General features: G+C 50.4%; 5 protein-coding genes and 1 pseudogene. 2 read left to right on the forward strand and 4 right to left on the reverse strand.

Going from position 1 to position 12373, the window contains the following annotated elements:
• Window positions 1-355: 355 nt before the first annotated feature.
• A complete protein-coding gene (locus AC0CW1_RS08685; RefSeq protein WP_488182673.1) occupies window positions 356-2050 on the forward strand; it encodes a KamA family radical SAM protein in 1695 nt (564 codons plus the stop codon).
• Window positions 2051-2222: 172 nt separating this feature from the next.
• Here AC0CW1_RS08685 and AC0CW1_RS08690 read toward each other — a convergent pair whose 3' ends face one another.
• The 3 genes and pseudogenes from AC0CW1_RS08690 to AC0CW1_RS08700 form a co-directional block, all read right to left on the reverse strand.
• The gene (locus AC0CW1_RS08690; RefSeq protein WP_488182674.1) at window positions 2223-2435 is read right to left on the reverse strand and encodes a DUF3006 domain-containing protein; all 213 of its coding nucleotides are present in this window, start codon (window positions 2433-2435) and stop codon (window positions 2223-2225) included.
• A 531-nt stretch (window positions 2436-2966) separates the two neighbouring features.
• Window positions 2967-3335, reverse strand: a pseudogene (locus tag AC0CW1_RS08695) (sigma-70 family RNA polymerase sigma factor); the annotation flags it as partial.
• 13 nt (window positions 3336-3348) lie between these two features.
• Window positions 3349-4854, reverse strand: coding sequence for a recombinase family protein (locus tag AC0CW1_RS08700; protein ID WP_488182675.1), 1506 nt, complete (start codon window positions 4852-4854; stop codon window positions 3349-3351).
• 284 nt (window positions 4855-5138) lie between these two features.
• On the opposite strand from AC0CW1_RS08700, the gene AC0CW1_RS08705 reads away from it, so the two are divergent.
• Window positions 5139-7235 (forward strand): hypothetical protein, encoded by a 2097-nt coding sequence (locus tag AC0CW1_RS08705; protein ID WP_488182676.1) that lies wholly within the window; start codon window positions 5139-5141, stop codon window positions 7233-7235.
• A gap of 482 nt (window positions 7236-7717) precedes the next feature.
• On the opposite strand, the gene mobP3 is transcribed toward AC0CW1_RS08705, so the two are convergent.
• Complete coding sequence (gene mobP3, locus AC0CW1_RS08710) at window positions 7718-12325, reverse strand: MobP3 family relaxase (protein WP_488182677.1); 4608 nt, start codon at window positions 12323-12325, stop codon at window positions 7718-7720.
• Window positions 12326-12373 lie beyond the last annotated feature (48 nt).

Consider the following 12373-nt stretch of genomic DNA (forward strand, 5'->3'; position numbering starts at 1 on the left):
TCGAACAAGCGGATATTCTTTCAAAGGTGCCTGTAACCTAGGTAACCACAGGCAACCAACCATAGGCAACCGGCGTCTCTCCGGCCCGAATCCGTCAGCTAACTTCGTAAGCGCCGCAGTGAGAGACCACCTCTTTTGGGGGCTTGTTGCCCTATGGGTTGTTTATTGCGCTTTTCCTTGCTTTTTTGCCGATTGAATCGCTTTGTCGCTATCCCCCGCTTTTCGCATCTCCCCCCGTATGAAGCCCTCTTCGTATGACCTCTCAGACCCCCCATGAAAACGAGGACTCACGCTGGTACACACAGCGTGAGTTTTTTGTTTTGCTCTTTTTCAATTGAATACAAGGAGGATGGGAATGACTGCAATAAGCAAACAATTCTGGCCCGTGGCCACCCCCGAACACTGGAACGACTGGCGCTGGCAGATGGCCAATCGCATCGACTCATTGGACCAACTGCGAGCCCGCATGGAACTTGCCCCCGAAGAAACAACGCTAGTTGTGGAACGCTGCCTGAAACACTTCCGCATGGCCATCACGCCCTACTACTTTTCCCTGATCGACCTGGACGATCCCAACTGCCCCATCGGCCAACAGGCGATCCCCTCGCTCCATGAACTGTCCCTTTCTGCCGCCGATCAGGAAGATCCACTGCACGAAGAGGGCGACTCCCCGGTTCCCGGACTGACGCACCGCGACCCGGACCGCGTCCTGTTGCTCGTCACACCATGTACTGCCGCCACTGCACCCGCCGTCGCTTTGCCAGCGCTCATGACAAGCCGCGCAGCAAAAAAGACCTCATGCTCGCGCTCCACTGCATCCGCTCCCATCCCGAGGTGCGCGACGTGCTCCTGTCAGGGGGCGACTGCCCTCTGCATCAGCGATGAGATGCTCGAATTCCTGCTTTCCTCCCTCCGGCAGATCCCCCATGTGGAAATCATCCGCATCGGCACGCGGACGCCGGTGGTCATGCCCCAGCGAATCACACCGGAACTGGTCAGCATCCTCCGCAAGCACCATCCCATTTGGCTGAACACCCACTTCAACCATCCCAAGGAGATCACCGCCGAATCAGAACGGGCCATCGCCTTACTGGCCGACGCTGGCATCCCGCTGGGCAACCAGTCGGTGCTGCTCAAAGGCGTCAACGACTGCCCCGTCACGATCAAAAATCTCGTCCAAAAGCTCGTGCGGATGCGCATCCGCCCCTACTACCTGTATCAGTGCGATCTCTCCCGCGGCATTAAACACTTCCGCACCCCTGTCAGCAAGGGGATCCATATCATCGAGATGCTTCGCGGCCCCCGGGCGAGCAACCCTGCCCGCCTGGTCGAGCACTGGATCGCACTGGCCCGCGAACAGGGCCTCGAAAAGATCTGGCTCTGGGCCTTCGCCAAGGATGTTGCTGAATTCCTGGCTTCAGGGTTTGTCGAGGAAGGCCGTATGCCAGAAGATCCCTTTGCCAAACCGACGGTCATCCTGGTCCACTACCTCCGGCCAACGCGTGGCCGCTCCGAATATATCGCCGTGGAAGACAAACTGCTTCAGATCATTCAGGAGGCGCCCGTCCGCCCGCCGACGCCGCTACCGGAGGGCTTGCACACTGAACTGCTCTCTCCTGTCGACAGCGCTGCCATCTCCCACCTAATGCAAACCGTCTTCGGCTCCTACCCGACACCGGTCGAGAACCCGCGCTACATTGCCGAACTTATGGCAAAAGGCTGCCATTTCGCTGGCGTCTTTGAGGGCGAGCGACTGGTCAGCGTGGCGGCGGCCTACCCGGACAACCGGTGGCGCCGGTGTGAAATCACCGACTGCGCCACCCTGGATGCCTATCGCGGTCTCTCCCTGACGGAGCGGTTGATCGGCTTCTTCGAACCACTGGCGCAACGAAAAGATCCCTATCTGCTCTACACCTTGGCCCGCGCCCGCTCCCTGGGGATCAACCGGGTCTTCTACAAACTCGGCTACCGCTTCTGCGGTCGCCTGATCAACAACTGCCATATCGCCGGCGGTTATGAGGATATGAACCTCTGGATCCGCTGCCCGTAGACATTGCGCCTTGCCGCATCGTTCCTACCCTTTGATTTCACCTTTTGTTTCTAGCTCTTGATCAACCTTTTGCCTCTTCCCCTGGCCGCTTCGGCGGCTTTTTTTATGTCCAATGTGGCTAGACCGTTCCGTCCTCACAACGGAGGACCTTACGGCTCCCACAAAAGAGGCTTTATGACCAAAAATCCTCCATCTGTTTGTTCACTTTCTCAAGGAGGCCTTTCGTTTCTGCCGTGTCCACCTCGTACTTCCCGTCGGTCAGTCGGAGCACATCGCCTTCCTTCGCTCCAGCCGGAATCTCTTTTCTAGGAATGTTGATGGTCCCTTTTCCATCTGCTGCGACAACAGCAAAAGAGCCTTCAAAACGGTCGATGATCATCGCCATGGTCCCACCTCGAATCAGCCGTAATCTTGTTCAAAATAATGAATCAATAAAATTATCCCGGTGGATCTAAGGGGTCGACAACGACAAAGACAGGAAAGGAATCAGGAGCAAGCATAAAGTACACCAATCTCCCCTCTTCGTTACTATATGCTGCAAAGTAGTTTCCAAACGTAGACTCAAACTCTACGTAATGGAATGTTAATCCTTCATCGCCGTGTTTGACTTTTACATACACCATAGTCGATAGTGTGGCCACTAACTTTTGCACAACAACAGTTTCAAAACTATGATGGGTATTAAGATCCTCTTGAAAACTACTTTTCATCTCCACCTTTTACCTAAAAGACTAAAATCGAGTGCCACGTCTTTTGAGGATGCTAACGAACCGTTATATTATTCAGCACGTATATTAACTAACATTATATTCCAAAAAAAACAGGAGGACAACCTTTCTCACCAAAAAAAGAGGCCGCAACCACTACACGGTTTGTGGCCTCTTTTTTCTATTGTCGCCTTATTTTTATAACCGTCTTAGGCCTTACTGGCCAGGTCAGACATCAGTTTCATAATCGCCCGCTTCTCAATTCGGCTCACGTAACTCCGCGAGATGCCCAGATTCCGAGCGATCTCCCGCTGCGTCTGCCGACAGCCGCTCAAGAGACCGTAGCGCAGTTCAATCACGTAGCGCTCCCGCTTGCTCAGCTTTTTCAGCTTGCTCAACAGGCGGGCCTGTTCCAGGGCGTTTTCCACGATATCGGACACCGATTCCGGATCGGTGCCAAGGATGTCGATGAGGGTGATCTCGTTGCCTTCCTTATCCACGCCGATGGGGTCATAGAGGGAGACCTCGCCGCGCATCTTTTTCATGGCCCGAAGGTGCATAAGAATTTCGTTCCTAATGTCAATAGTTGCGCTAGAACGTGAAGATCTCGACGTTCATATCCCGGTAAAGTTTAATCTCCCGGATGATGGTCCGGAGGATGGTCTGTTTGTCCTCGAACGAGAGTTCCTCTGAATGCTGAAGATAGTACTCTGCGGCCTCCTTGAGGATTTCCGTCGTCCGCTCGGTCGTCTGCATGGTTTCAAGCCGTTTGGCGAGCTTCTCTCGCTCCTCCGTAAGTCTTGCCTCTTTGTCTTTGATTTCCCGGAGGTTGCTTAGCAGGTCTTCCTCCCCGATCTCGCTAGACAAGGAGTAGAGGCTGAGGAGTTTTTTTCTGGCCTGCTTCAGCTTCTCTAGCTCTTTGTCGATACGCTCCAGTTCCAACTCTTCATAATTATCTCCAGCCGGCTGCTCATTAGCTGTCTCGGCGATCTTTTCAGGGTCATTGAGCCATTCGACAACGGTGGTCCAAATTAAGTCCTCTATCTTCTCGATACGGATCTTGAATCCGCAGCCCCGGCTTTTTGCACCGGCGGTATTCTTAACATCACTGTACACCAGGTGATAGGTGTTCCAGTTCTTAGCCTGCATACCAGTCATGGTATTTCCGCAATGGCCACAACGTAGCAAGCCGGAAAGCAGATACTGGCGCCTTGGACTGCCAGCCCACCGTCGGCGGGATTCTGAAAGCATCTTCTGAGCGTGCTGAAACTGCTCCTGTGAGACAATTTCCGGACAGGGAACCGAGATCCACTGTTCCTTCGGCTTAGGCTTCATACGGTATCTTTCGTCTTCCGGCAAAAACTTGTTTTTGTGCATTCCCTCTGTGTTCCATTTATTCTGATAGAAAACACCGGTGTAGGTCTCATTCATGAGGATTTGACGGACGACCTGGCGGTGCCATCGGGTGGAGCCTCGCTTTGTAGGAATGCCTTTTTCGGTTAGATAAACTGCTATCCCGTTGATACCAGCCACGAGTTTGTTTGGGACAGTAAAAAGGTCGAAAATCAACCGGACAATGGCCGCTTCGTCTTCATCGATGACGAGCTTTTCCTTCTCCGAATCAAAGTCATAGCCAAAGATGCGAAAGTCGCGGAGCACCTTCCCCTGCTGCATCTTCTCGCGGCGGCCACGCCCAGTTCGTTCTCGGATCTTGGCCTTTTCATACTCACTGAAAGCTCCGCGCATCGTATAGAACAGGTGGCCTTCAGGTGTCTTCTGATAGTCGTGGTTGACAAAGACCAACTCGCAGCCGTAACGTTCGATTTCTTCGGTAACGATAAGCTGAAACATGAGCTTCCGAGCCATTCGGTCCGGATCGTACATAATAACCCGGTTAATTAAACCGGACTTTATATCGTTTCTTAGTTGGGTCAGACCCGGGCGTTCTAAGACTTCCCCAGTCACATGAGCGTCGATGTATTCTTTTATGTCATCATTCCCGGCCTTTTCCCGGCAGGCCCGGATCTGGGATGCGATGGAGTAGCTCTTGTTCCATGCGTCGTCCTTCGATTCGCGGATGTATATGCCTGTCAGCACTGATCTTTTCCCTCCGATACTTTTGCCAGAGATAATGATAACAGGCTTTTCGTTGTTTGTCATGCAACGGGCCAGAGTGCCAAAAAACAGCCATGCGCATCCCCCCTTTCGGGAAGGTATGCAGGGCTAACTAAGTACTTGTCTGGCTATTTTTACTGCTTGATAGTATTTCTTTTATTTTAGGTGCTTTTATTCCCATTCGTCCGCAAATTTCGACATTATTTTTGTATTTCCCATAGTATACTCTTAACAAAAGCAATTATAATATGATTGGAGAGATTGAATTGGATATCGATGGTTTTCAGAATGCAGTTGAATCTTTACGTCTTTTTCACAGAATTAAACCATCAGACTTTAACATGGACGATACCGATGATGAAAACTCAGCCATATTAGAAGACTTATACGTGGATATGCTTCCTAATAAAGGTATTTTAAAAAAGGTTCTAGAAAATAAAACAACTTTTTTAATAGGTCGAATGGGAACAGGAAAATCAACAATCTTTTCTAGAGCACAATACGAAATTCAGAAGCTAAAAACCGATCTTTCTGTATACATAAACGCTAAGTCCGTACATGATCAAGCAAAGGTAGAAAACCTAGGTGATTTAACTGGTTTGCAAGAAGTATTAAACAAAGAAGACTTAAGGAGAATACTTTTAATACGTATTTTTTTACGTGAATTTAGAAAAAGTTTGTTAGAAGAACTTCAAAAGGAGACTTATGGTTTTTTTGAAAAAATAGCAAATATGTATAGGGATGCTCGTTTAATCAACCTATTAGACAATCTTAACGCAGCAGTAGAAAACCCAGAGTTAATAAATATATCTAGGGTTTTTTCTAGTCAACAAAAAGAAACCATAAACAAAGATACCTTAGCAGAATTAAGTATAGCGTTTAATGAACCGGTCCAAGCAAAAATATCTAATAATCGGTCTTTTAGTAACGAAAAACAAAGTTCTAATATTTTAGCCAGATATCTTAACATTGGTCAAATTATCGACATTATTAAAGGCATTTTAGACGTTTGCACTCGAAAAAAAATGTATATTTTCATTGATGATTTTTCGGAATTGGATAAGAACGATATGGTATCCTTTGTGAACACTATTGTAAGTCCATTTTATCACCTTGGTAAAGACAAAATTAATTTAAAAATAGCGGCTTATCCTGGTAGAATTTACTACGGTGATTTGGATACCGGAAAATACGAGTCATTATACATTGATATGTTTCATATTTATGGAAAGCAAAATAACATATCAACGGCAGAAACCCTGGCTGTTGAGTACACAAAAAGAATAATTAACAATCGAGTAGACCATTATTGTTCTTCCAACATCGAGCAGTATTTTGACACTAAATATTCCATGGACTTGTACTATAAATTGCTTTTTTATTCATCAATTAATGTTACTAGGGTACTTGGCCATATTCTTAACTATTGTTGGTTATCAAATATATCACATGGTAAAACCATCACACCCACTGCAATAGAAGAAGCGAGTAGACAATATTATGTAGAAATCCTCGGGGTATATTTTAAAAAGCAAGGAATAACAAAAGGTGTGTTTGATGAAAAAATAGATGCAATAGTTCAAGAGAGTTTGCTGTCATCTATGGTAAGAAAAGCACAGGCTAATAAATACGGACTTGCACATAAAAACAATACGTATTTTAAAGATTTAGACACAGTACCCACGAGTCATTTTACAATAGATTCTGAAAGCGAATTAGTTAATAATGTTCTAGAATCACTAGAATTTAACGGCTTTTTACACAAAGTAGGTATAATAGCTTCGAAAGGTCGAAAAGATAACAAATATAGAAATGATGACAATTATTTGTACTGTTTTGACTACGGGCTTTGTACTTACGAAAAAATAGAATTTTCAAAGCCAAACGACATTGATTATAAGTTTTACCAACAAAGGGATTTCGAATTTACGAGTTTTGTTTTGTCCATACTAGTAAATAATAAAAAGATAGTCTGCAAAGATTGTGGTCAAGAATACTCAATTAAAGAATTAGACATGTTTCAGCAATTTAGAATGAAATGTAGGGCGTGTGATTCAGGAGTAGTCGAAATAAAGGTAAATCATGACCTTATAAGACAAGTTCAAGATAACCTCAGAAAAGCCGTTGTGAGTAGTGTTGAAGTTGAAATATTACAAACAATTTATTTCCTTAAGCACAATCTGCTTAAAGACAGAATTACTGCATCACTTATTGGACAAGAAATAGATAGAACATCACAATTTATAGGACGAAGATGCAAAGAGTTATCTGAAAAAGGCTATGTTAAAAGACTTGAAGATACTCCATATGTTTATGAACTAACTACTGAGGGGAACGACATTTTACAACAAATTAATTTGTAGTTAAGTAAAATTTACGTGATTTGGTTAACCGAGTCCGCAGAAACGACCCCTCGGGCAGTCCAAGTTGTTTGCAGCTCCCACCCATGCATAGGTGGTCCCTGCTATCGAACATAGCCAATGCCCCGGCGACAGCTCTCAGCGCCGATCATCCCGGTTCATCCTTTATTCAATCCGGTCAATATCTTTCCGAAGTTGAGCATCGACTGTAGGCTGGTCGATGCTAGAATGCCCTTAAAAAATAACAACCAAGTCGAACGTTCGTGGAATATATCACTAGCGTTCGGCTTGGTTGTAATCCTGTATATCGAGTTAAGTACTGCAATAGATAAAAACGTCTCGAAAAGGTCCATTAATCAATGTTCTAAGTTGCTTCGCACAAGATAAAATGACCTGATTCTCCTTAAGACTCATTTCCGTTGAAATAATTCACCCACTAAATAACACCATTTAGAAAGAGAACGGGCCTCTTTCTTCCCCTAGTCTTATTTTGATTTCTCCATGTCTTGCGTTTTCTTTCTTTTCTTTCTTCTTTTATGAGATTCAGCTAGATCATTTTCTGCATCAACCTTGGACTTTTCCGTGGCTAATGACCGCCACGCGGAAGACCATAACCTTCTAAGAAAAAATCCTGGCACTTCAACTGACCACGGCGATGAGATTATCACCCCCAGATTTGTCGTCATTCTCTCCCATTTATCCCGACTAATCATAAGCGGCGTGTCGTTGAGTTCCACCCGGTCAAGGATTTCCCGCAGCTGCGCTTCTGCGATCGGCTGGTCGATTCGGACGTTCCAATTCCGGATCGCCGCCTCCCTCTGCCCCTCGTAGACGCCCAGGGCCTTCATCGCCCGCGCCCAGGTCAGCACGGTCCAGTCCCGTTCTTCCTCGTAGCTCCAGGGCTGCGCATCCGGCTCCTCGCTGCCCACCGGTGGCCGCGGCACGTAGTGAAACGCTTCCGGCGCGGCCAGCTTGGCGATCGCCGTCTCCGCCTGTTTCGTATCGAGACGCACCTTCTCCATCCAGGGCTCTCGCTGCGTCTCCCGGATGATGAACCAGGGCCGCAAGAACGACGCTTCAGCTAGACCCAGGTTGTTTCGTAGCCGCTCCCATGCTCCCTTGCCCATCATCGGCGCCGGCATCCGAGGATTCTCTATGTCCTCGATGGCCCGCGTCACCGCTTCCTGCATGGCCGCCGGCAGCGCATCCGGAGGGATCGCTTTCAACACCTCGACAAGCTGCTTCGGGGTTGCCTGGATCCCCTGCATCTGTTCGATCAACTGCTGTTGCGCCTCGGTGGTTAGCTGGGAAATCCCTGTCTCCGCCGCAGCCGGCAACACTGGATACATCGATGGGTCCCGGCCAATGTTCCGCAGCAGCCGTCGCCAGTCGCCGCCCCGTAGATCCCGGACCTTCCCCCGTTCCGCCTCCGTCATCGATGCTGCATCCTTCACCCGGGCCAGCGCCCGGGTGACTTCGTTTTCGGTCAATGGCCGGCCAGCCCGCTGGTTCCACTCGCGCACCAAGCGCGCCCGGCTCTCCGCTGTTATCCCCAACTGCTTGCCGGCGGCCGCCAGATGCAACGCCGTCCAGCGGGCCTCTTCCACCGCCTGGGCGCCGGTCCGGCGATATTCCGCCAAGGGTTCCCCGGCCTGGGCCAGCGCATGGATCGCCTCCAGGTGTCGGTCTGTGATTCCGGCTTCATGAAAGGACGCCCGGGTCGCCTCGTCCAGGGTCCCTACCGGTGAGATCGCCCGTTCCCACTCCTGGATTATTTCTCGTGGAATACCCGCCTCTCGCAAATTGGCCAGCGTCTGTTCCGCCGAGGGCGCCCTTGCCGGCGCAGGGTTGTTGGCAAGATCTACGAAATACTCTGCTTCCCCACCGGCGTCTCCGATCCTTATTAGCCAGTTCCGAACCATCTCTGTCTGCGTCTCCCGTTCCACCCCGAGCAGCCTCGCCACCTTGGCCAACTGGACCGCTGTCCACTCCCGTTCCTCCCGCACCGCCTGATTTTGTTCTTCTTCCAGCAGGCTGTTCTCCTCGTCCGTTTCCGGCTCCGCTGTAGGTCTTGGCGGCTCAAAGACGAACCGTTCCGCCTGGGCAAGTTCCTCTAGCACCTCGTTCTTCCTTCGCGGATGAATGACTAACTTCCGCCCGTCACCCGGTTCCCATTCCCGACCAGGACGCAACGGTTCAACCTGCCAAGGTGAGCGCACATAGGGGATGTTCAGGTTATGTAGCAATCTCCGCCACGTCTTTCGGCCGATCATTGCTGGAGGGTCGTTTACCTCTGCGCGGTCCAGAATGTCCCGCAATTCCATCTCTGTAAACGGCTTTTCCAAACCGGCGTTCCATTTCTGGACTGCTTCCTCCCGTTCCGTTTCGCTAGCATTCAGTCCCCGCATGGCCCGCAACCAGGTCCGCGCCGTCCAATTCCGTTCCTCTTCGTAGTTCTCGGCGCTCCCCTGTTTTTCATCTTGATTCGCTGTTGAGGGTGCGCTGTAGCGAAAGCCTACGGGTCCGGTCAGCGCAGCCAGCGCCTTCTGAGCATCCACCTCATCCATCCGGATCCGTTGCATCCATGGTTCGATTTTTTCTTTGCGAACGGAAAACCAAGGTCGCAAAAACTCCTGCTCGGAAATCCCCAGATTAGCCCGCAGCCTTTCCCAGTTCCATTTGCTCAACATTTTTTCAGGAGGACGTTCTTGGGTCAGTGCCCGCATCCCGTTTTCCAAAGCGGAGCGCATGGTTTGGGTCAAGTTACCCTTCGAAAGGTGTTCTTCCAAAATCGCAAAGAGGGACGCCCTTGGCCCTACGCCCCCCTGTAAGTCCCGGACCAATTCTGCCTGCAATGCCGTTGGAAGTTCTTTTCCCCTGGAAGCCTCGGAAATGATGGTATAGGCCATGTTGTCCTTCCCGATCGAATACAATAACCGGTTCCAGTCGCGGCGGCTCATCGGCGGCGTCGCTTCTCGCTCTTGATCTGTCATTGCGCTGTAATCGCGAACCCGTTCCAAGAGGCGGCTGACCTCAACCTCACTCAACTGCTGCCCAGTCCGTTGTCGCCAACCCTGCACGATTTGCTCTCGAAACTCTCTGGTAAAGCCGGCCTGTCGAAGCGCGGCTGCTAGATGCAATGTTGTCGTCCGTGCCTCCATCCGAATCTGCCAAGGGGATCGCTTGAATGGTTCTGGTGGCGCAGCGTTGGGGGTCACCAGCGCATAAAACCGGTCTATGTCCTCGTCATTCAGCCCAACCTCCCGGAAACGGGCTAGAATCGTGCGGTCTAATGATCCCGTAGGGGAGCAGTCTTCCCTCCATTCCTGTACCAGCCATTCCGGAACGCCGTCATTCCTCAGTTGATCCAATACCTGTCTTTCCAAAGCCGTTCGTGGTTTCGGATCTTCCTCAACCCATCGCAAAATCCCGTCTACATCGACTTCCACACCCGCCCGTTCAACCCAACCTCTCAGCGCCTTCTCCTGGGTTCCTCGTTCGTATCCCATCAGCTTTACGGCTGCCGCCATGGTATAAGCGGTCCATTTCGTCTCGTCCGCCAATGCCCTTTTTATCTGCTGTTCGAGAAATCGTTTTTCCTCCTCTGTCTCGGGAAGCACTGGCGGCGGGTCGCTCTGATAGGTGAAAACCGACGCCTCCATCAATCTGGCTATGGCTTCCTCTGCGCGTCGACCATGGAGCCGGATCTCCCGGTCGTTCGTGATGTCATTTTCCGCAACCTGCTCTATGCGCTCCTCCTCGTCATTCTCCTCGAAGGTTACACTGTCGGAACCATCTTCCGTCTCCGTTTCGTTTTCGATTTCGAATGGCTCAAAAAAATGGTCATGGTGTGAATTTGCATCCACACCATGACCGTTCGACTCCTCACTGACATTTTGGGTATTGAATGAACCGTCTGCCCCGGGGTTTTGCTGGGTCACCGCAGCAGCGGTTGATTCTTCTTCGCGCAGAACCGTCGGCAATTCTCCCTCCATTGCCGCCTCTAGGTTCCGTTGGACCTTCTCTAACTCGGCGGCCCCTTTTAATACCTCCTGCGCAATCCGCACTCTTAGATCCTCATAGGCGTTCTTCTCTGCCTGCGCAAACTTCTCTTCGTTTTTCTCGTCATCGAGCAGGTGATATTGCGTTAATTCCCGCATCGAACCCAGATATTCTTCTAGCTTCTGAACGAATACCGGTTGCTTGAGGATCCAGTCGCTGATCGCCAATGCCTCCCCTTTGATCTCCGGCGGCATGAGTTTAAAAGCAATCCGGCCTTTCCCAGGCATGTGATTGGCCAACTGCTCCAGTTGCACTCCCAACTCCTGAAGAGCTTCCGGCGTGGCTTCGGGCGGAATGCCTGCCGGTAATCCATGCAGCGCCTGCACCTCCAGGCGGGCCTGGCGCAACTCTCTGCGCAGTTGGAGGAAACTCGTAACGCTTTCTCGGGCTCTGGAACGAAGCAGGTCACGCAGGGCATCCTTTTCCTGATATAGTCGCTGTCGCTTTTCATGATAAATGGGCCTCATGAAGGACCGTTTAACCTCTTTAAGCTGATCATCGTTCAGCTTCCCCCGTTGAATCTGGGGATTCGATTCCCAAATCAACAGGTGAACATGGGGATGTCCCTGCTTGGCATGAAAGGCGGCCGTCCATCGCAAATTGCTTGGTGGAATGCGCATCGCTTCCGCCACATCCGCCATACTTTGACGAATGGCCAACTCCCAAGACTTCCGGTCTGTATATCCCAACTCTTGCGCATCATCTTCCCGCAAGGAAACGATGGAGCGCCACACAATCCCCTGGTGATTGAGCAGTTCCTTCTGAATCTCTTCGAGTTGCGGGACCTCGTCGTCATCTGGGCCAAACAGCCCGGAGCTCTGGGGGCGCTCATGGGCATAAACGGCATGGTGGGCGGCTGATCCCGGCTGGGGATCATCGCCCACTTCCAGATCACCGTGCTCAAAGTGTCCGCCGTATCGTTCCGCTTCGGGTTTTGTGGCAATGTAGGTCACGTTGTAATAGTTACGTTGGCGGTTCTGGTTCGAAGGAAGATAAAAGCTCCACTTATGGATGAACACCGATCTTGGCATGTCTTCACCTCAAAAAACGAACCGCCATGGATTCATGTCCCATGGCGG

Source organism: Heliomicrobium sulfidophilum, assembly GCF_057715735.1.